An 18,199-nucleotide genomic window follows, 5' to 3' on the forward strand; every position below is an offset into this window, starting at 1 on the left:
GCCGGGCCGGAGCCGCGCGCCCGCGCAGGCCCGCCGTCTGTCGACGGGCCTGCTGTCGGCTCAACCACCGCTACGCATGTGCGCAGTGTCTGCCACGACGCCTCGACGGTCCCAACTCACGTCGCCGTAGCCACACTTCGGCAGCCCTGACGCGATCACCTCTAGGGCATCCTGTCTCCGAGCAGCGCCAGGTTCTCGATGGCGGCGAGGCCGTACAGCGCGGTGTCGTTCGACGACACCCATGCGGCCTCGCCGCCCGGGACGAGGGTGACCGGGCCGGTCAGCGGCTCCGTCTTCCACGGCGACGACTCCATGTAGCCGTCCGAGCCGTAGAACTTCGCCCAGGCCCGCTTGGCGAGCGTCGCGTCGTCGAGTTGTACGGCGGCGTAGGCGTCGAGGCGTGAATGGCCCTGGAAGAGCAGCAGGGTGCCGAAGTTGGAGCCGTAGCGTGCCGCCTGTTCGGTCTTGGAGGCGTTGAAGTAGCGGCAGTAATCCATGTACACCTCCTTGAACTTGGGCATGTCGACCAGGTAAATCAGTTCAGCGCACAGCTCGTTGAGACCGAAGACCGCCGAGAGGTGCGAGACGGAGACCACGGGCGCGGAGGCGACGGCGAACCTGCCCGTGTCGAGGTCGTACAGCCCGCTCCCCTGCACAAATCCGTTGGGCTGGGCGGCGATTGTCTCCATCGTGGACAGGACGCGCGCCTTCGCCTTCTCCCACTGGGGGCCCCTGCGCTCCCACTCGGTCAGCCACGCCGACACCAACCCGCTCCAGTCCGTGCCGAATCCGATCGACAGGGCATGCCGGTCGGGTGTGTACGGCGCGGTGCGGATCTTGCGGATCGGATCAAGGACGAGGAACGTCTCGTCGGAGTCGACGTTGGCGGCCATGAGGTCGCCGACGCGTTCGTCGGCGGTGAGGAAGTAGTAGTAGCGCCGGTAGGTGGTGTTGGCGATGCGCTGCTGCTTGGCGCTGTCGGCGTAGTGCTGAATACCGTGCCGCGTGCCCAGGCCTGCCCACTGTCCGAGGTGGTAGACGTCGACCTCGCCGGTGTGCCGGGTGAGCGCCTCGGCGAACCGGAAGATGTCCGAGCGGCCCGAGCGGAGGTACGCGAACCAGAGCCAGATGTCCGGCGACAGCTCGGAGTTGTCCCAGGCGTAGCCCCCGATGTCGTAGCGCCACTGGTGGCGCACGGTGTCGTACGAGTGCATGAAGTCGCCGTAGTCCCAGAAGCCGTACCAACGGCGTTGCGCCACCTGGCCCTTGTAGTAGCTGAAGAGGAAGTCGAGGTGGTCCTCGATCTTGGCCTTGGCGGTGGTGGAGCGGTCGGGTTCGGAGTAGAGGCCGGGGCCGAAGACCTTGGACTTGATCAACTGCCGTGGCGGGGCGGCGAGTTGGGGCAACACCCGTACCGCTGCGACCTGTTGGGCGAGAGTCTCGGGTGTCGGGGTGAACTCATTGGCCCAGAAGAGGAGTTCGGAGGTGCGGGCGATGCCGTACGGGGTGCCGAATTCGGGTTCGTAGTCCTCGTAGGTGATTTCGAGGCCTTCGAGTTGCTTGGCGTACGTGTCCTGGCCCATGCCGTCGTGGTAGAAGCGCAGGTCCATCGGCTGGGCCTCGGGCGACCAGAGCCAGAGGGTGACCTCGGCCTCGTCGGTGTGCGCGTCGCGGATGTCGAGCTGTGCGGGGAACTTCTCCCAGAAGTCCCGCAGCCCGAAGGAGAATCCGCCGCTCGCCCCGCCGACGTAGCCGAACCCGGAGGCGTGTCCGCCACCGCCGGCGGGGATCCAGCCGTAGCCCTTGGTGGTGCGCTTGCGCAGGGTGAAACCGTCGGCGGAGAGTTGGGAGAGGGTGTAGTCGCCCCACTTGGGGATGTACTGGAGGCGGGTCGTCACCCGCTGGTCCCACGTCGACGGATCGGCCAGCTTCTGGCCCGCGTACTGGGCCGCCTGGACGGTCGCGCCCGGGTCCCGGCGCAGGCCCGTGATGCCCTGGACCGCCTCGCGCAGCAGGCCAGTTCCCTCTCCGCCGATGCGGATGTGGCGGTCGTAGGCCGCGTCCCGCATCGGCACGGTGAAGCGCACCCCTAGCCCTCGGATGAAGTCACCGCTGGCCTTGCCAGGCTCCACCGTGCCGTCGAAGGTGATCGTGTGCACCATGCGGAAGGAGTCGGCGCCCGCGTAGAAGTAGAGGCGGATCGAGAACGGCAGCCAACTCCGGCCGCCCTTGCGGTGTTTGCCATCGATGCGGACCACCGCCCTTACCGGGCCGTCCTGTTCGACGGTGACCTCGCCGATCACCCCGTCGAAGCGCTCGGTCTTCACCGAGCCCTGGTCCTCGTCCTCGATCTCCGGCTGGCGGATGAGGACGAGCCGGCCGTTCTTGGCGATCTCCGTGCCGCCCCGGGTGACCGACTTGACGATCGTGGAGCCGTTCTTGCCGATCTTCGCGGTGATGACCCCGGTCGACACGTCGATGGTGCCGCCGCTCTTGTCGACGGTGACCTTCTCCTCGGGGACGGCCGTGTCCCCGGCGGTGAGGGTGAGCTTCCCGGAGCCCGAACTCACCGCGTGCGCCGTCCACTTGAGCGATCCGTCGGGCCAGTACGCGAGCGGCCAGGACTGCACGGGAACGGCCGCACCCCCGGCGTCCGTCAGCGCGAACGTCTGGTCCTCCTGATAGGTGCCCATCGGCCACGGCACACCGACCGTCGAACCGGGCGCGGCACCGAGACCGCCGTCCTCCAACCAGTCGAGGGTCACCGGGTCGTCGGCCGCCGCAGCTCTTGGCGCGGCCTGGGCATCCTTCGCTCCTAGCGCCCAACTGAACTGCGCGGCGGCACCGGCGACGGCGGCCGCCTTGAGCAGGGACCTGCGGGGAATGGGAGACATGAGGTTTCAGCCTTTCCTTCCGTGCGGGACGGCTGTGCGGGAGGTGTTCTTCGCCTTCAGGTGATCAGGGGCATGACAGAGAGAGGTACGGCGCCCGGGGCGCGCCGGCCCGGTGCGAGGGCACCGCCCGTCAGGGGTGCCGGTACCGCTCCTCCACGGCGACGGCCGCCGCGGCGACGGCCCCCAGCACGGGGACCGCCAACGGTGCGATGAGCAGGGCGGAACAGCCGACGAGGACCAGCCCGCCGACGAGCAGGAAGGAACCGGCGGGATCGAGCACCGTACGGCGCCCGGCCTCGGCGAGCAGCGCCCGCCAGGTGTCCCCCGGCGCCCAGACCGCCGCCGCGCGCATCCCGGCGACGACGATCCCGAGCAGGGCGAAGACGCCGACGGCCCCGACGAGCGGCCCCCCGGGCAGCCCGGCGCGCACCGCCTGGACATCGACCCATACGGCAGCCGCCGCACCCCATCCGGCGACCCCGACGACCCACCCGCCGCGCAATGCCGCCCGAAAGTCCGCCACGAACTCCCGCCAGCCACCGCCGACATGGGCCGTGCGGCGCCTCAAGTGCCGTGCCCCGGCTGCGAACGCGGCGGGGTACGTGACAACTCCCGCCGACGCGACGGCGATCCACACCCCGGTGAGCAGACATTCGGCGAACACCCCGAACCGCTCGGCGAAGACCGACTCCCTGCGTGCCTTCACGCGTGCCTCGGCCACCGTCTCAGCCCTTCAGTCCGGAGGTCGCCATACCGTCGATCAGGTACCGCTGGAAGGCGAGGAAGAACAGCAGCACCGGCAGCAGCGCGACGAGGGACATGGCGATCATGCCTCCGTAGTTGGCGGCCACGCCGTCGGAGTCGCGGAACATCATCAGGCCCAGGGAGACGGTGTACTTGCCGGGCTCGTTGAGGTAGATCAGCGGGCCCATGAAGTCGTTCCAGGCGTTGATGAAGGTGAAGATCGCGCTGGTGATGAGCGCGGGCCGGCACAGCGGCAGCACGATCGACCAGTAGATGCGCAGGTGCCCGCAGCCGTCGAGCCGGGCGGCCTCGTCCAGTTCCTTCGGCAGGTTCCGCATGAACTGCACCATGAGGAAGACGAAGAAGGCCTCGGTCGCCAGGTACTTGCCGATGAGCAACGGGACGTAGGTGTTGACCAGTTGGAGCTTCTGGAACATCACGTACTGCGGGATCAGCAGCACGTGGTACGGCAGCAGGAGCGTGCCGATCATGAGGGAGAAGAGCAGGTTGCGGCCGGCGAACCGGATGCGGGCGAAGGCGTAGGCCGTCAGGGAGCAGGAGATGAGGATGCCGAGGACCGAACCGAGGGCGTAGAAAAGGGAGTTCTGGAAGAAGGTCCAGATCGAGATGTCTGCGATGCCCTTGGCCAGGCCCTTGAAGTTGGCGAGGATCGGGTGCCCGGGGAACAGTTGCAGGCTGCCGATGACGTCCTTGCTCGGCTTGAACGAAGCGCCGATGACCCACAGGACCGGGTAGAGGACGACGGCGAGGACGGCCAGCGCCCCGAGGTGCCAGGCGAGCGAGCCGGTGCGCTTGCGCCCCAGACCTGGGGACTTGGGGACAGTGGTGACACTCATCGGGCGTCCTCCTCGTAGTGCACCCACTTCTTCTGCGACCAGAAGAGGACGGCCGTCACGAGCGCCACGGCGAGCAGCAGCATCCAGGCCATCGCGGAGGCGAAGCCCATCTGGGCGTTCTTGAAGCCCTGTTGGTAGAGGTAGCAGGTGTAGACGAGCGTGGCGTCGGCCGGTCCGCACTGGGAGTTCGAGACGACGTACGCCGAGCCGAAGATCTGGAAGGAGTGGATGGTCTCCAGAAGGACGTTGAAGAACAGCACGGGCGAGATCATCGGCAACGTGATGTTCCAGAACCGGCGGAAGGGCCCGGCCCCGTCCATCTCGGCCGCCTCGTACAGCTCCCTAGGCACCTGCTTGAGTCCGGCGAGGAAGATGACCATCGGCGCACCGAACTGCCAGACGGTGAGCGCGACCAGGGAGTAGAGGATCCAGTCGGGGTCGCCGACCCAGCCGCCGACATGGGAGCCGAGGAGGGACTGCGTACGGTCCACGACGGCGCCGTCGGAGAACAGCGACCGCCAGACGAAGCCGATCGAGACGCTCGCGCCGATGAGCGACGGGGCGTAGAAGGCGGCCCGGTAGAGGGCCTGGCCGCGGCGGCTCTGGGCGAGCAGCATGGCGACGCCGAGGGCGAGGAGGAGTTTCAGCGGGGTGCCGATGACGACGTACTTCGCCGTCACCTCCACCGACTTCTGCCACCTCGGGTCGTCGAACATCCGGGTGAAGTTGTCGAAGCCGATCCACTTCGGGCTGTCGAAGAGGTTGTAGTCGGTGAACGCGAAGTAGAGCGAGGCGACCATGGGCCCGGCGGTCAGCAGCAGGAAGCCGGCGATCCAGGGGGACATGAAGAGGTAGCCGGCGAGGTTCTCGCGGCGCCCCCGCCGCTTCTTGGCGGCGGGGGCTGCGGAGCGGGTCTGCCGGGCGTCGGGCGGAGCGTCGTTGACGAGCGTCACGGCGGTTCCCATCAGGCGGAGAAGGCGGCCTGGGCCTCGGAGAAGAACTGCTTGACCGCGTCGGCGACCTTGGTCTTGCCCAGCGCCATGTCGCCGCCGATGCGGAGGAACGCGGACTCGGCGGTGTCGGCGCCGGACGGGTGCGGGGTGATCGTCCCGAGGACACCGGCCTTGGCGGTGTCGACCTCGTACTGGGCGATCTCCGTCTGGACCGTGTCGGTCGGCTTGAAGGCGTCGTACTGGTCGGTGGTCGCGAGGATGCCCCGGTCGTAGCCCATGATCTTGCCTACGGCGGGATCGTGGACCATGAAGTCGATGAGCTGGGCGACTTCCTTCGGGTGCTTGGTGTGTGCGGAGCCGCTGAGCATCAGGGAGCCGAGGTACTGGCCGGTGTGCTTGCCGTCGGTGGTGGGGATCGGAGCGAGGCCGTAGTCGCTGGCCCCCTCCGCCGTGTAGCGGACGGTGAAGTTGTCCCAGGTGAATTCCGAGGCGCCGTGGCCCGCCGAGAGGGAGGACTTGGGGGTGTCCTGGGCGACGACCTTCGGCGAGGTGACGATGCCGGCCTTGACCCGGCCGTACCCGTCCGTCCACCAGTCCGTCAGATCCGACTCCTCGAATCCGAGGCCGTCCTTGGTGAAGAAGGCCTTGCCGTTCTGCCGGAGGTAGAGGTCGTACAGGTACATGATGCTGAAGTAGCCGGTGTCCCCGGGGACTTCGGTCTTGTCGTGGATCGTCTTGAGGGCCTTGAAGTACTCGTCCCAGGTCCAGCCCGCCGTCGGGTCGATGCCGGCCCGCTCGTAGACCTTCTTGTCGATGACCAGCGCCATGGTGTTAGAGCCGACCGGAATGCCGAGTTGCTTGCCGTCGACCTCGCCCACTTTGGTGACGCCCGCGCGGAAGTGATCCAGGCTCAGATTTCCGGCGTCGATCTGTGACGAGAGATCGAGCAGGACGCCTCTCTTGTCGTACTTCCGAAGAAATCCGACGGCGTTCTGGAATACGTCCGGTGGATTTCCGCCCGCGGCCTGCGTCTGGAACTTCTCCCAGAAAGAGGGATAGTCCTGAAAGTCCGTCTTGACCTTGATCTTCGGATACTTCTTCTCGAAGAGCGCGATGGACTGATTGATCTTTTTCGCCCGCTCCTCGGCGCCCCACCATGAGTAACGGATCGTCACCGTCCCGTCGGCGGACGTCCCGTCGTTCCCGCCGCATCCCGTCGCGGCCAGCCCCAGCGTGACCGCCGAGACTCCCGCGGCCTTCAAGACCGTACGCCTCTCCACATTCGTGCCGGTTCCCATGACGGGCCCTCCCCGTAGCGTCGTTGCCACCTGCATGAATCGTTTCAAGTAAGCGCTTGCTGGCACAAGTTACGGAGGCCCTCGGGGTGCGTCAATGATTCGGACAGGAATTTCTTGTGGACCGGCTGAGCGCCACGACCGCGGCGCCGGGCGCGTTGCGGGCGCGACGGGACGGACACCGCAGGTGAGGCGCGCGCGATCGGCCGGCCGAACAGGAAGCGGCCTGCCGCGCCCAGGTGCCGACCGGCCGAAAAACGCCTGGGCGATGAGGAGTTGACGGCACCGCCCCGGTGCGGGAACGACGACGGCCCGCCTGTGTGATCACAGGCGGGCCGTCGGTCCGGGTGGGCGATACTGGGTTCGAACCAGTGACCTCTTCGGTGTGAACGAAGCGCTCTCCCACTGAGCTAATCGCCCGGGCGCACGGAGAACATTACCCCATGTCAGCAGGTGCCCCGACCAGCGCGGGAAGGCACCCGGGCGCCGTCACCGGGTCACTGGTCCTTGATCTTCCAGGGCATCACGACGCCGAACTTCCAGACGTAGAAACCCACAAGGGCGACCACGATCACCAGGCCGATCGAGGTCAGGACGATGTTGCGGCGGCGTACGGCGGGGTCGAGCGCGCGCTGTGCGGCCTCGGTGACCTTGCGTTTGGTCCAGCGGAGCACCAACTGGGCCCAGACGAACTCGGTCGCCCAGATCGCCATACCGCCGAAGATCACGACCCAGCCGGGCCCCGGCAGCGGCAGCATCACGATGCCGGCGGCCACGACCGCGAGGCCGATGACGAAGACGCCGACCTGCCAGCTCAGGTGCAGCGCACGGCGTGCCTTGATGAATTCCGGCGCCTTGGAACCGAGCCCTCGCCCGTCCCGCGCCCCGTCCGCTCGCGTCTCGTCCGGTGTCTCCTCGGCCGCCCCGTCCGGTGCCACGGCGACCTCACCCGGCTCGTCACTCCCCGTATTCATACGGACAAACCCTACCCGAGGGAAACCAGTCACCGGAATGGCCCCGCGGAGCGATCGAGCCCTCGGCCGGAAGAGTTACGTAAAGGCACGCAAAACACTCAGAGGGGTTTACAACGGCACCGTAGGTGGCATGTCGATTTCGCCGACGTGCGAATCCCCGAGCGCACACTGAGCGAAAGGCCCTGGCGCTTATGAACACCACGGTCAGCTGCGAGCTGCACCTGCGCCTCGTTGTGTCGAGCGAGTCATCCCTGCCTGTCCCCGCAGGCCTGCGGTACGACACGGCCGACCCCTACGCCGTGCACGCCACCTTCCACACCGGAGCCGAGGAGACTGTCGAATGGGTGTTCGCCCGCGACCTTCTCGCGGAGGGTCTCCACCGGCCCACCGGCACCGGCGACGTCCGTGTCTGGCCATCCCGTAGTCACGGTCAGGGCGTCGTCTGCATCGCACTGAGTTCTCCCGAGGGCGAAGCCCTGCTGGAGGCTCCCGCACGGGCCCTGGAGTCCTTCCTGAAGCGGACGGACGCCGCCGTGCCACCTGGCACGGAGCACCGGCACTTCGACCTGGATCAGGAGCTGTCGCACATCCTGGCGGAGAGCTAGCGCGAGGTCCCACCAAGCCGCCCGGCGCCGTCCGAACTCGGGGAGACGGCTCGGGCACAGACAACCGCATAGGGCACACACCGGCGCCGTCGCCGCGATTCGTCGCGGGGGCGGCGCCGGTGCGTGTGGCGCCCGGGATCCCGGCGACTCTCCGTGGTGCCCCGGCGCGCGGCTCTCGGTGGTCCGGGGAACCGCCGGGGGCCCGATGCCGTTCATAGGTGCATGGGGCCGTCCTCCGGGAAGCCACTACCATCGGCCAGCATCGGCGGGCGCCCGCCCGACCCCCAGGCCAGGGAGCGAAACGTGCTGATCACCCACGACACCCGGTGTGCCCTCGACACCGTGGTCGATCTGGTGAACACCGCACCGGAGGACGGCGCGGCGCCGGACGGACTGCAGGATGTCGCGCTGCTCACGGATTTCGTGCGAAACCACGAGATCAGCGATGTCGGGGTGCTCTCCGAGTTCGACCTCTCCGCCGTGCGCAAGATCCGCGGCCGGTTCACCGCGGTCTTCTCGGCCCCGGACCCGCGCACCGCCGCCGGGCTGATCAACGACCTGGTCGCCGCCGCGGGGACCACCCCCCGGCTCACGGACCACGACGGCTACGACTGGCATGTGCACTACTTCGCGCCGGGCGCCTCGGTCGCCGATCATCTCGCCGCCGACTGCGGGATGGCGCTCGCGTTCTTCGTGGTGGCCGGCGAGCAGGAGCGGCTGCGCCGCTGCGAGGCCCCCGACTGTCGACGCGCCTTCGTCGACCTCTCCCGGAACCGCTCGCGCCGGTACTGCGACAGCCGGACCTGTGGGAACAGGCTGCACGTGGCCGCGTACCGGGCGCGGCGCAAGGAAGCGGCGGGCTGAGGAAGCGGCGGGCCCTCGCCCGGCGCGAAGGATCTCGATGAGGTCGTGGCCCCCGGCGGGTGACGTCGGGGACCACGAGTACGGCTCACAGCATCAGCAGGTCGTGCAGCGAGGCCATGAGCAGCAGACACCCGATCACCGCAAGGAAGATCATCAGCGGTGGCTGGGAAAGGGCGAAAAGGCACCCGCGCGGCTCGTCCTTCGGCGGCGCGGCGTCGCTCTGTGTCGTGTCCAGCATCTCGCGGCGATGATGACCTAGCCGAGACCCTTCGCGCGATCAACACGCCCGTTATGAGAGGGAGTTCGCCGAATTCCGTGATGTCTGTTTCGAGTCGCGTCGACTCCTGAACGCTTACCGGCGGACCCGGCTCACTCTGTGTCGTTTCAGTCGCGGTCCGGTCCGGCCGTCATATGCCGTGCTTCTTCAGGATGGCCTCGATGTCGCTGAAGTCGTCCCCGCTCTGCGCGCGGGGTGCGGCCGCCGGCCGGGTCGCCGGGCGCGTGGACGGGCCCAGGGAGGGGGCGGAGGCCGCCGGGGCCACCGCGTCGGTCGTCGTGGAGCCACGGGCGGCCCTGCGCTCCTTGCGGGTGCCGCCACGGCGGCGCTCCACGGCGCGGGTGCCCATGAAGAGCAGCCAGGCGCCGCCCAGCACCACGAAACCCGCCCAGGCCGTGGGACTGAACGCGGTGTCGGCCACCCAGCCGACGACCCCGGTCATCACCAGGCCCACGGGCACCAGCGAGTAGGCGGCGATCCGGGCGGCGGAGAGAAAACGCTTGCGGTACGCCGTGACCGCCGCGATGCCCAGGCCGGCCGCGGAGACGGCGGAACAGACGGTCTCGGCAATCATCCGGTCCTCCAGGCATCGTTCGGGTCGGGCAGCGTGCGGTCGACGGGGCAGCGCGTACTTCGTCCCTTCCATCCTGCACCGTCCGGTCCCCGGGAGGCCATGCCTCGGTCGGACCTCAGGGACATCTCCGGGTCGCGTCCTCCCCAGGTGCCGGTCGGCGTCGTACGAACCGAGCCCGTGGTCCCGGTTGGGGCGGCGCGGCCGGGGCTGGGAGACTGGGTCCATGAGTGACCTCCCCTCCGTGCGCACCCCCGTCCTCGACGTCTGGTGCGAGCTCCAGTGCCCGGACTGCGCCACCGCCCTGGACGATGTACGCGCCCTGCGGGCCCGCTACGGCGACCGGCTGGAGGTGCGGCTGCGGCACTTCCCGGTGGAGAAGCACAAGCACGCGTTCGCCGCGGCGCAGGCCGCCGAGGAAGCCGTGGAGCAGGGCAGGGGCTGGGACTACATCGAGGCCGTGCTCGGCCGGGTCGCGGAGCTGGACCGTAAGGGAGAACCCTTCCTGGTCGAGGTGGCCGCCGAACTCGGTCTGGACGCCGAGGAGTTCGACACCGCGCTGATCGACGGCCGGCACATCCTGATCGTCGACGCCGACCAGGCCGAGGGCAAGGCCATCGGCGTGACCGGCACCCCGACGTACGTCATCGGCGGCGAGCACCTCGACGGCGGCAAGAGCCAGGAAGGGCTCCGCGCCCGTATCGAGGAGATCGCCGACCGGTTGCTCGCCGGGGCCGAGTGAGCCTCGCGGCAGGCGTCAGAGCAGGCTCTTGTACAGGTGGTAGGTGACCGTCTCGTAGCCGAGTGACTCGTAGAGCCGCTCGGCCGGGGTGTTGCCCGCGAAGACGTTCAGCCGGATCGCCGGCAGACCGGCCGCGATCCCCTGTGCCTCGGCCAGGAGCATCAGAGCGCGGCCGTGGCCCTTGCCCCGGTGGCGCGCGTCTGCCTCGACCTTGTAGACGAAGGCGTTGCCGTCACGGCGGCCCGTCCAGAGCGTGCCCACCGGAGTGCCGTCGTGCTCCAGGACGCTCAAGAGCATGTCCGCGGTGGCGAGTCCGTCGGGCAGGAAATCGGCGTTGCTCTGCAGAGCCCTGGTCCGGGCCTCGGCCTCGGGCACCCCGCGCGAGGTCCAGCTCAGGATGAAGTCCTCCGTCCCGAGGTCCTCCCACGGGCCGTACTCCTCCTGGGTCATGGGCCGACCCCGGCTCCCCTCGGGCAGTTCGGGTGCGGTGTCGCCGAGGGGCTTCTCCATGTGGCGGTTGCGGACGACGTATCCGAGGTTGGTCGCCATCTTGAGCGCAGCCTCCGCCTCCGCGGGCACGGATGCCTCGATCCGGTCGCAGCCCCAACCCCGCACCACCTCCTCGGCGGCGAGCGCGGCCACAGTGCCTCGGCCGCGCCGGCCGTCCTGCTCGTCGATGCGCAGGTCCAGGATCTGGGCCACCGAGTCGCCGAAGAACGGACTCGTGCCGAGGCGTATCGCGCCGACGGGACGGCTGTTCACACACACCTGGTAACGGCGTGAGCGGGTCCCGTCGGCCTCTTGCTGAAGCGGCTCGGTCGGCCGCAGGGTCGTGGTCATCAACTGTGTTCTACCCGACCCGGAGCCCCAGGTCAGCCCAATAAATAGGGCTGTTCAATACGGCTGCTACGGATCGAGGTCGTCGCCCGACCGCTCGTCGAACACGCGCATGGCCTTGGCCGTCACCGGGCCTGCCGCGCCCGGGAGTTGACGTTCGTCGACCAGGTGGACGGCCTGTACGTCCCGCAACGACGACGTGAGGAAGACCTCGTCGGCGCGCTGGAGGACGTCCAGCGGCAGATCGGTCTCCTTGGCGCCGGTCCATTCGACGGTCAGGGCACGGGTGATGCCGGCGAGACAGCCGGAGGTGACCGGCGGGGTGTGGATCTCGCCGTCCAGGACGACGAAGACGTTCGACCCGGTGCCCTCGCAGAGTTGGCCGACGGTGTTGGCGAACAGGGCCTCGGAGGCGCCGTGTTGGCGGGCGCGGGCGAGGGCGACGACGTTCTCGGCGTACGACGTCGTCTTGAGGCCGGCGAGGGCGCCGCGCTCGTTGCGGGTCCACGGGACGGTGACCGCGGCGGTGGAGTCGGGGCGGCGCTTCGCCTCGCCGAGGGCGACCACGAGGGTCGGGCCGTGTTCGCCGCGGTCGGAGCCGAGGGGGCCGTGGCCGCCGGTGTACGTGATGCGGAGCCGGCCGAACGGCATCGGGTTGGCGGCGAGGACGGCCGCGCAGCCGCGGCGGACCTCGTCGAGGTCGGGGTCGGGCAGGCCGAGGCCGCGCGCGGAGCGGGTCAGCCGGTCGAGATGGCGGGTCAGTGCGAACGTCTTGCCGCCCGTCGCCTTCACCGTCTCGAAAATGCCGTCGCCCACGGTCAGTCCGTGGTCGAAGACGGAGACACGGGCGGACTCGATGTCCTGCAGCCCGCCGTCGAGCCAGATCTTCATGAAAGAGCCTCTCCGCTCACCTCGTACGCGCCCGACGCTATCGCGAGCAGCCGCGCCGCCTTCAGCTCGGTCTCCCGCCACTCCCCCTCGGGATCCGAGCCCCAGGTGATGCCCGCGCCGGTGCCGAAGCGGAGCATGCCGTCGGCGCGGTCGATCCAGAACGTGCGGATGCCGACGGCCAGTTCGCCGGTGCCCCGGTCGGCGTCCACCCAGCCGATGCCCCCGCAGTACGGGCCGCGGGGCGCGGTCTCCAGGGCGTCGATGATGCGCAGGGCACTGGACTTGGGCGCACCGGTGACGCTCCCGGGCGGAAAGGCGGCGGCGAGCAGCTCGGGCCAGCCGGCCCCCGCGGGCAGCTCACCCCGGACCGTCGACACGAGGTGCACCAGGCCCGGATGCTTCTCCACGACGCACAGGTCCGGCACGGTCACGGTCCCCGTGGCGCACACCCGGCCGAGGTCGTTGCGGACCAGGTCCACGATCATCACGTTCTCGGCGTAGTCCTTCTGCAGCAGGTCCGCCTCCGTCCGCCCGGTGCCCTTGATCGGGCCGGACTCGACGACCCGCCCGGTGCGACGCAGGAAGAGTTCGGGCGAGGCGGTGGCTATCTCCACACCGTGCCCGGGCAGCCGGATCGTTCCTGCGTACGGCGCCGGGTTGCCGCGCGCGAGCAGGGCGGTGAGGGCGTCCACGTCGGCGTCGGGGGCGACGGGCGCGGACAGGACGCGGCACAGGTTGGCCTGGTAGACCTCGCCGGCCGCGATGTGCTCCCGGATGCGGCGGACGCCGGCGGTGTAGGCGGCGCGGTCGAGAGAGGTGGTCCAGGCGTCGGTCGCGGGAGCGTGCCAGGCGCCGGGGGCGGGTGCCGGGACCGCTTCGTGCCGTACGTCGCGGAAGCGGGCGCAGGTCAGACGGCCCTCGAAGTCGGCCGCGACCGCCCAGAAGCCGGTGGAGTCCAGGGCCGCGGGATCGCTGGTGACATCGAGGAGACCGGTGGCGACGCGGCCGCCGAAACGGGCGAGGGGGACGAGACGGGACACGCCGTCGAGTCTATGGCGGGTGTCTCACAGGTTGCCCGGCCATGTCCCCACGGGTGCCCTGACCATGTGTTCCCGTAGACGCAGGCCAGCACGCTGCACAAACGCGTTTTTGTGCTGGCCCCGGAATCCGCTAGAGTTCAACTCGTCGCCGTGACGCGCAAGCGGAGCGGAAACGACAAGCGGACGTAGCTCAGTTGGTAGAGCGCAACCTTGCCAAGGTTGAGGTCGCCAGTTCGAACCTGGTCGTCCGCTCGCAGGAAGTGGGGGATCTTCCCGAACCCCTACGCTCCTGGTGGAGTGGCCGAGAGGCGAGGCAACGGCCTGCAAAGCCGTCTACACGGGTTCAAATCCCGTCTCCACCTCCAAGGACGATTAGCTCAGCGGGAGAGCGCTTCCCTGACACGGAAGAGGTCACTGGTTCAATCCCAGTATCGTCCACTGGTCCGCAAGGGCCCCCGCGCGATTAGCTCAGCGGGAGAGCGCTTCCCTGACACGGAAGAGGTCACTGGTTCAATCCCAGTATCGCGCACGCACCACCCATGATCCGCGGATCGTGGTCCCGAGGACGATTAGCTCAGCGGGAGAGCGCTTCCCTGACACGGAAGAGGTCACTGGTTCAATCCCAGTATCGTCCACACACCGGAGCCCCCGGCCGTCTCGTACGGCCGGGGGCTCTTCCGTGTTCCGGTCAGCTAGAGAACAGCATGTGACCGAAGCTCTTGTGGCGGTTGTGGCTGCCGTGACCGCCGTAGTGGCCACCGCCGTGACCGCCGCCGTGCGGGGCGCCCCAGGCGGGCGCGGGCGGGGCGGGGTAGGCCGCCTGCGGGCCCGGGGGCGGCGGGGCGGGCTGCTGCCACTGGGACTCCACGCGGGTCAGCGCCTCGAGCTCGCCGTAGTCGAGAAAGATCCCCCGGCAGTTGCTGCACTGCTCGATCTGGACACCGTTGCGGTTGTACGTGTGCATCGGCGCATGGCACTTCGGACACTGCATGCTCGGCTCAACTCCTCGGCCGTTGGTACGTCTTCGTGTTTCCCCAGGACAGACTCCGTCCGACCCCGGTCGGTTGCAGCCTACTTCGCGAATCCGGGCGCCAACTCGGGCGGGACGGAACCCATTCGGGCACAGGCGTCGACGACGGCCTGCTCCACCTCGTCGAGAGGGCGGTCCGCCGTGACCGCCTTGACGATCGCCAGGGCCGCGGTCTGCACGGTGAGGGCGCGGGCCGGGACGTCCAGGGCGGACCAGGGATCGCCGTCGGCGGGGACGGCCGGGCCGCCCGCCGCGCGGTACGCGGTCAGGAAGCGGGTCCATTCGTCGGGCGGGAGCAGCCCGCAGGCGTACCAGGCCGCCGGGCGGGCCAGGTCCCATCCGGGGACTCCTACGCCAAGGTCGTCCACGTCGATCAGGAGCCAGGGGCCGTCGGGGGCCGGGTGGCGGACGAGCTGGCCGAGGTGGAGGTCGCCGTGGCAGAGGGTGGTGGTGTCGGGCTGGGGTGCCTCGGCGCGGGCCCAGGCGGGGAGTGACGTCCAGGCGTTCAGGACGGGAGCGGCTGCGGGGTGGCCGCCGCCGGCCTCGCGGAGCCGGGTGATCGCTCGGACCGCCTTGAGGGGGCCACGCATGGACGGGAGGGGAGTCGGCGCGGGGGTGCGGTGGAGGCGGGCGAGGAGGGTGGCCGCGGCTTCCCAGGGAGCGGCGTCCGGGTCGTCCGGGTCTACGGGGGTGCCGTACGGCCAGCAGGTCACCAGGCGGTCGTGCAGGTGGAGGGGGGTGGGGTCGAGTGGGGGCAGGAGGATGCCGGGGAGGTGTGCCGCCGTCTTGAGGCGGGCGGTGAGGTCGGTGGGGTCGGTGTTCGGGGCGTGGGCCTTGGCGACGGTGTCCGCGTGGCGGACGACTGTGCCGTCGGGGCGGTCGGTGAGGGTGTGGCCGACTCCGGCTCCGGTTCCCTTTCCGCAGGGGCAGACGGGGGTTTGGGTGTGCGCTGCTGTTATGGCTCGGGCTGTCAGCTCGGGTAGCAGCGGCTGGTGGATTGTCACGAGGTCCCTTGGGTCGTACGGCTCTCCTTGGGAGCGTACGGCTGGGCAGGTGGCTTTGCCGCGGGCCGGTGGGGGCCGGTCGCGCCGTTCCCCGCGCCCCTTTGGGGCGCGACCCGGTCCAGGGCGTTCTGTCCCTCGGGCACAGCAAAGCCGGCGTAGCTCCCCAGCTACGCCGGCTTTTTTTGCCGTCCGCCGCACCCCCGTCCCCACGGGGTTTCATGGGTTGATGTCCCCGCCCGGACCGCTCTTCCGGGCCTGGGGTCGCCGCTCAGCGCCCCAGCATCACTCCCACGGACGACGCCTGTGTGGCCACGGTCTCCCAGCCGTCGAAGACGACCAGGAGCAGGACCGCCAGGGGAAGTGCCATCAAGGTCGCCACCAATGGGTGGCGACGGCCCGTGCGGCGGGTGCGGAACGCCGCGTTGTACGCCTTGCGTCCCTCTTCGCGGATCAATGCCCGCGGTGCCGTATGGGCCATGGTCCCTCTCCTGACCGTGCTCCGTTGACCGAACTCAGTTGTCGTTGGCAGCGGCGGGTGTCTGACCTCGGGGGACGAGTGCTGCACCCGCCGCTTGACCTCAAATCTAGGCGTGCGGCGGGTGCGGGTCGTCATGCCCTCGTACCGATTGGCGGGCCTCCCGGAGGATGAGCGATGACCTGCGAAGTACTCCCCTGGGTGGAGACCGGGTCCTACGTCTCGGGGTCTTCCCGGAGGGGGAGTCCGGTGTGCCCCGCTTTCTCTGAGCTGTCCTCGCGCGGGACCGGCTGCTCGACCAGGGCGAGGACCCTGGTCGCCATGAAGCGGGCGGTGCGCACGACGGAGCCATTGCGGGTGACTTCGCTCACTTCCACCACCCCTCGACGTACCGCCGTCTCCACCCGACGGCCCGCCCTGCTCGCCACCACCTCATATGTACGTGTTGTGTCGCCGGCGTCCACCACTATCTCGACGCGATCACCCTTCACGCGCTCAATCCCCCTTCTGTGATGGTTGGTTGAGGTCCGGGACGATGCGAAGTCCTGCTGCTCGCACGGGCTCTGACCACCCTTCAAGTTTCCCACTCGGCACTGACAATCCGTCGGTCCGAGAGGGCGCGGCCTTTGCGCGCGGGCGCCCGCGGAAACGTAAGCTGTCGCTCGTCACACGGACCGGGCAGCGGGGATGAACATGGCGATGATGCGCCTGAGGCGCGAGGACCCGCGCGTCGTCGGCTCGTTCAGGCTTCACAGACGGCTCGGCGCGGGCGGAATGGGTGTCGTCTATCTGGGCTCCGACCGCAAGGGGCAGCGGGTCGCGCTGAAGGTCATCCGGCCGGATCTGGCGGAGGACCAGGAGTTCCGTTCGCGGTTCGCGCGCGAGGTCTCGGCCGCCCGGCGGATTCGCGGGGGATGCACTGCCCGGCTGGTCGCCGCGGATCTTGACGCCGACCGGCCGTGGTTCGCCACTCAGTACGTGCCCGGGCCCTCCCTGCACGACAAGGTCGCCGACGAGGGTGCGCTCGGTGCGGCCGAGGTCGCCGCTATCGGGGCCGCTCTGTCTGAGGGGCTCGTCGCGGTGCACGAGGCCGGGGTCGTCCACCGGGATCTCAAGCCGTCGAACATCCTTCTCTCCCCCAAGGGTCCGCGGATCATCGACTTCGGTATCGCCTGGGCGACCGGTGCGTCGACGCTCACGCATGTCGGTACGGCGGTGGGTTCGCCCGGGTTCCTCGCTCCCGAGCAGGTGCGGGGGGCGGCGGTCACGCCGGCCACGGACGTGTTCTCGCTCGGGGCCACGCTCGCGTATGCCTCGACCTCCGACTCGCCCTTCGGACACGGCAGTTCCGAGGTGATGCTGTACCGCGTGGTGCACGAGGAGGCGCACCTGCACGGGGTGCCGGACGCGCTCGCCCCGCTCGTCCGCGCCTGCCTGGCGAAGGACCCCGAGGAACGCCCCAGCACCCTTCAACTGTCCCTGCGGCTCAAGGAGATCGCCGCGCGTGAGGCCCAGGGCCTGGCCGACGTACGGCCGCCCGCGCCGCGCGCCGCGGAGGCGGACCGGCCGACCGGACGGCTCACGGACAGCTACCCGGAGCAGGAGCGCACCCAGGGCGGGCGGCGTCCGCAGGGCACCCCGGCACCGCGTGGTGCGGCTCCGCCGCCGTCCCGGGGTGGCGGCAGTCCCTCTCGTGGAAGTGGCGGCACTCCGTCGCGTGGGGGCGGTGGCGGTGGTGTGCCTTCCCGGCCGGGCTCGGCGCGGCCTACTCCGTCGGGACGCAACACGACCCGTTCCGGAAGCGGCAGCCGACCCGCGTCTCGCGGCGGCACCGGCCGGCCTCCTGGTCCGCGGACCACGGGAACGGGGCGGCGGCCCGCGAATCCGCGGCTGCTGCGGCAGCGGCTGTTCGTGTTCGTCGTCGTCACGCTGCTGGTCGCGCTCGGTATCGCGGTGGCCCAGGGGTGCTCGGGGCCGGCGCACGGGCTCGGTCGTACCGGGGGTGTTGGGCAGCAGGAGCGTGCCGTAGGGGCGGATGGTCGGGTTCCGGATGGCGGTCGTACGGGGCTGTAGGCGGCACCTGCGTCGTGGTGGGTTCTTTTCGCCCCCGCCGCCCCTACCCGTCCCATCCTCAGGGGCTGCTGCC

19 protein-coding genes and 6 tRNA genes are annotated in these 18,199 nt (G+C 69.6%); 9 read left to right on the plus strand and 16 right to left on the minus strand.

The window, feature by feature from the left end:
• Positions 1-161: 161 nt before the first annotated feature.
• The 7 genes from OG223_RS11395 to OG223_RS11425 form a co-directional block, all read right to left on the minus strand.
• Entirely contained in the window at positions 162-2,894 is a 2,733-nt protein-coding gene (locus tag OG223_RS11395) for an exo-rhamnogalacturonan lyase family protein (RefSeq protein ID WP_329246087.1), read from the minus strand.
• A gap of 130 nt (positions 2,895-3,024) precedes the next feature.
• Positions 3,025-3,615 carry a hypothetical protein gene (locus OG223_RS11400; RefSeq protein ID WP_329246089.1) on the minus strand — a complete coding sequence of 197 codons (591 nt, stop codon included), beginning with the start codon at positions 3,613-3,615 and terminating at the stop codon, positions 3,025-3,027.
• 4 nt (positions 3,616-3,619) lie between these two features.
• Complete coding sequence (locus OG223_RS11405) at positions 3,620-4,495, minus strand: carbohydrate ABC transporter permease (RefSeq protein ID WP_329246091.1); 876 nt, start codon at positions 4,493-4,495, stop codon at positions 3,620-3,622.
• The gene (locus tag OG223_RS11410; RefSeq protein WP_329246094.1) at positions 4,492-5,460 is read right to left on the minus strand and encodes a carbohydrate ABC transporter permease; all 969 of its coding nucleotides are present in this window, start codon (positions 5,458-5,460) and stop codon (positions 4,492-4,494) included. Before OG223_RS11410 ends, OG223_RS11405 begins: the two co-directional genes overlap by 4 nt.
• Complete coding sequence (locus OG223_RS11415) at positions 5,460-6,746, minus strand: ABC transporter substrate-binding protein (protein WP_329246096.1); 1,287 nt, start codon at positions 6,744-6,746, stop codon at positions 5,460-5,462. Before OG223_RS11415 ends, OG223_RS11410 begins: the two co-directional genes overlap by 1 nt.
• Positions 6,747-7,091: 345 nt before the next feature.
• A tRNA-Val gene (locus OG223_RS11420) sits at positions 7,092-7,163 on the minus strand.
• Between the two features lie 77 nt (positions 7,164-7,240).
• Complete coding sequence (locus OG223_RS11425; protein ID WP_329246099.1) at positions 7,241-7,717, minus strand: TIGR02611 family protein; 477 nt, start codon at positions 7,715-7,717, stop codon at positions 7,241-7,243.
• 191 nt (positions 7,718-7,908) lie between these two features.
• On the opposite strand from OG223_RS11425, the gene OG223_RS11430 reads away from it, so the two are divergent.
• Entirely contained in the window at positions 7,909-8,322 is a 414-nt protein-coding gene (locus tag OG223_RS11430) for an SsgA family sporulation/cell division regulator (protein ID WP_004002642.1), read from the plus strand.
• 303 nt (positions 8,323-8,625) lie between these two features.
• On the plus strand, positions 8,626-9,186 hold the full coding sequence (locus tag OG223_RS11435) for a CGNR zinc finger domain-containing protein (protein WP_329246101.1): 561 nt from the start codon (positions 8,626-8,628) through the stop codon (positions 9,184-9,186).
• A gap of 85 nt (positions 9,187-9,271) precedes the next feature.
• On the opposite strand, the gene OG223_RS11440 is transcribed toward OG223_RS11435, so the two are convergent.
• Together OG223_RS11440 and OG223_RS11445 are read right to left on the minus strand one after the other, a co-directional pair.
• Positions 9,272-9,424, minus strand: a complete 153-nt coding sequence (locus tag OG223_RS11440) for a hypothetical protein (protein WP_019059824.1) — start codon at positions 9,422-9,424, stop codon at positions 9,272-9,274.
• 169 nt (positions 9,425-9,593) lie between these two features.
• Positions 9,594-10,037, minus strand: coding sequence for a hypothetical protein (locus OG223_RS11445; protein WP_329246104.1), 444 nt, complete (start codon positions 10,035-10,037; stop codon positions 9,594-9,596).
• Positions 10,038-10,260: 223 nt separating this feature from the next.
• Here OG223_RS11445 and OG223_RS11450 point away from each other — a divergent pair, with 223 nt between their 5' ends.
• Positions 10,261-10,776, plus strand: coding sequence for a DsbA family protein (locus OG223_RS11450; RefSeq protein ID WP_329246106.1), 516 nt, complete (start codon positions 10,261-10,263; stop codon positions 10,774-10,776).
• A gap of 15 nt (positions 10,777-10,791) precedes the next feature.
• On the opposite strand, the gene OG223_RS11455 is transcribed toward OG223_RS11450, so the two are convergent.
• The 3 genes from OG223_RS11455 to OG223_RS11465 all read right to left on the minus strand — a co-directional run bounded on the left by OG223_RS11455 (position 10,792) and on the right by OG223_RS11465 (position 13,544).
• Positions 10,792-11,616 (minus strand): GNAT family N-acetyltransferase, encoded by an 825-nt coding sequence (locus tag OG223_RS11455; protein WP_329246108.1) that lies wholly within the window; start codon positions 11,614-11,616, stop codon positions 10,792-10,794.
• 66 nt (positions 11,617-11,682) lie between these two features.
• Entirely contained in the window at positions 11,683-12,504 is an 822-nt protein-coding gene (locus tag OG223_RS11460; RefSeq protein ID WP_329246110.1) for an aminotransferase class IV, read from the minus strand.
• Positions 12,501-13,544, minus strand: a complete 1,044-nt coding sequence (locus OG223_RS11465; RefSeq protein WP_329246113.1) for a chorismate-binding protein — start codon at positions 13,542-13,544, stop codon at positions 12,501-12,503. The genes OG223_RS11460 and OG223_RS11465 overlap by 4 nt, the downstream gene beginning before the upstream one ends.
• Before the next feature lie 179 nt (positions 13,545-13,723).
• On the opposite strand from OG223_RS11465, the gene OG223_RS11470 reads away from it, so the two are divergent.
• The 5 genes from OG223_RS11470 to OG223_RS11490 all read left to right on the plus strand — a co-directional run bounded on the left by OG223_RS11470 (position 13,724) and on the right by OG223_RS11490 (position 14,179).
• Positions 13,724-13,796 (plus strand) — tRNA-Gly (locus tag OG223_RS11470).
• Between the two features lie 39 nt (positions 13,797-13,835).
• Positions 13,836-13,909, plus strand: a tRNA-Cys gene (locus tag OG223_RS11475).
• A 1-nt stretch (position 13,910) separates the two neighbouring features.
• Positions 13,911-13,982: transfer RNA gene (locus OG223_RS11480), tRNA-Val, on the plus strand.
• A 19-nt stretch (positions 13,983-14,001) separates the two neighbouring features.
• Positions 14,002-14,073 (plus strand) — tRNA-Val (locus OG223_RS11485).
• 34 nt (positions 14,074-14,107) lie between these two features.
• A tRNA-Val gene (locus OG223_RS11490) sits at positions 14,108-14,179 on the plus strand.
• Positions 14,180-14,232: 53 nt separating this feature from the next.
• Here OG223_RS11490 and OG223_RS11495 read toward each other — a convergent pair.
• From OG223_RS11495 to OG223_RS11510, 4 genes are all read right to left on the minus strand, one after another.
• Complete coding sequence (locus tag OG223_RS11495) at positions 14,233-14,535, minus strand: TFIIB-type zinc ribbon-containing protein (protein WP_329246116.1); 303 nt, start codon at positions 14,533-14,535, stop codon at positions 14,233-14,235.
• An 80-nt stretch (positions 14,536-14,615) separates the two neighbouring features.
• Entirely contained in the window at positions 14,616-15,578 is a 963-nt protein-coding gene (locus OG223_RS11500) for a phosphotransferase family protein (protein WP_329246118.1), read from the minus strand.
• A 268-nt stretch (positions 15,579-15,846) separates the two neighbouring features.
• Positions 15,847-16,056 (minus strand): hypothetical protein, encoded by a 210-nt coding sequence (locus OG223_RS11505; protein ID WP_026178166.1) that lies wholly within the window; start codon positions 16,054-16,056, stop codon positions 15,847-15,849.
• A 212-nt stretch (positions 16,057-16,268) separates the two neighbouring features.
• Positions 16,269-16,544: a hypothetical protein gene (locus tag OG223_RS11510; RefSeq protein ID WP_026150855.1), complete on the minus strand. Its 276-nt coding sequence runs from the start codon at positions 16,542-16,544 to the stop codon at positions 16,269-16,271.
• A 196-nt stretch (positions 16,545-16,740) separates the two neighbouring features.
• On the opposite strand from OG223_RS11510, the gene OG223_RS11515 reads away from it, so the two are divergent.
• The gene (locus OG223_RS11515; protein ID WP_329246122.1) at positions 16,741-18,126 is read left to right on the plus strand and encodes a serine/threonine-protein kinase; all 1,386 of its coding nucleotides are present in this window, start codon (positions 16,741-16,743) and stop codon (positions 18,124-18,126) included.
• Positions 18,127-18,199 lie beyond the last annotated feature (73 nt).

Source organism: Streptomyces sp. NBC_01478, assembly GCF_036227225.1.
Lineage (GTDB): Bacteria > Actinomycetota > Actinomycetes > Streptomycetales > Streptomycetaceae > Streptomyces.

What these genes read in the sequence shown, in the direction of transcription:
- OG223_RS11395 (WP_329246087.1), bottom strand. Translation starts at nt 2,894, where the DNA reads ATGTCTCCCATTCCCCGCAGGTCCCTGCTCAAGGCGGCCGCCGTCGCC.
- OG223_RS11405 (WP_329246091.1), bottom strand. Translation starts at nt 4,495, where the DNA reads ATGAGTGTCACCACTGTCCCCAAGTCCCCAGGTCTGGGGCGCAAGCGC.
- OG223_RS11410 (WP_329246094.1), bottom strand. Translation starts at nt 5,460, where the DNA reads ATGGGAACCGCCGTGACGCTCGTCAACGACGCTCCGCCCGACGCCCGG.
- OG223_RS11415 (WP_329246096.1), bottom strand. Translation starts at nt 6,746, where the DNA reads ATGGGAACCGGCACGAATGTGGAGAGGCGTACGGTCTTGAAGGCCGCG.
- OG223_RS11425 (WP_329246099.1), bottom strand. Translation starts at nt 7,717, where the DNA reads ATGAATACGGGGAGTGACGAGCCGGGTGAGGTCGCCGTGGCACCGGAC.
- OG223_RS11430 (WP_004002642.1), top strand. Translation starts at nt 7,909, where the DNA reads ATGAACACCACGGTCAGCTGCGAGCTGCACCTGCGCCTCGTTGTGTCG.
- OG223_RS11440 (WP_019059824.1), bottom strand. Translation starts at nt 9,424, where the DNA reads ATGCTGGACACGACACAGAGCGACGCCGCGCCGCCGAAGGACGAGCCG.
- OG223_RS11445 (WP_329246104.1), bottom strand. Translation starts at nt 10,037, where the DNA reads ATGATTGCCGAGACCGTCTGTTCCGCCGTCTCCGCGGCCGGCCTGGGC.
- OG223_RS11450 (WP_329246106.1), top strand. Translation starts at nt 10,261, where the DNA reads ATGAGTGACCTCCCCTCCGTGCGCACCCCCGTCCTCGACGTCTGGTGC.
- OG223_RS11455 (WP_329246108.1), bottom strand. Translation starts at nt 11,616, where the DNA reads ATGACCACGACCCTGCGGCCGACCGAGCCGCTTCAGCAAGAGGCCGAC.
- OG223_RS11460 (WP_329246110.1), bottom strand. Translation starts at nt 12,504, where the DNA reads ATGAAGATCTGGCTCGACGGCGGGCTGCAGGACATCGAGTCCGCCCGT.
- OG223_RS11495 (WP_329246116.1), bottom strand. Translation starts at nt 14,535, where the DNA reads ATGCAGTGTCCGAAGTGCCATGCGCCGATGCACACGTACAACCGCAAC.
- OG223_RS11505 (WP_026178166.1), bottom strand. Translation starts at nt 16,056, where the DNA reads ATGGCCCATACGGCACCGCGGGCATTGATCCGCGAAGAGGGACGCAAG.
- OG223_RS11515 (WP_329246122.1), top strand. Translation starts at nt 16,741, where the DNA reads ATGAACATGGCGATGATGCGCCTGAGGCGCGAGGACCCGCGCGTCGTC.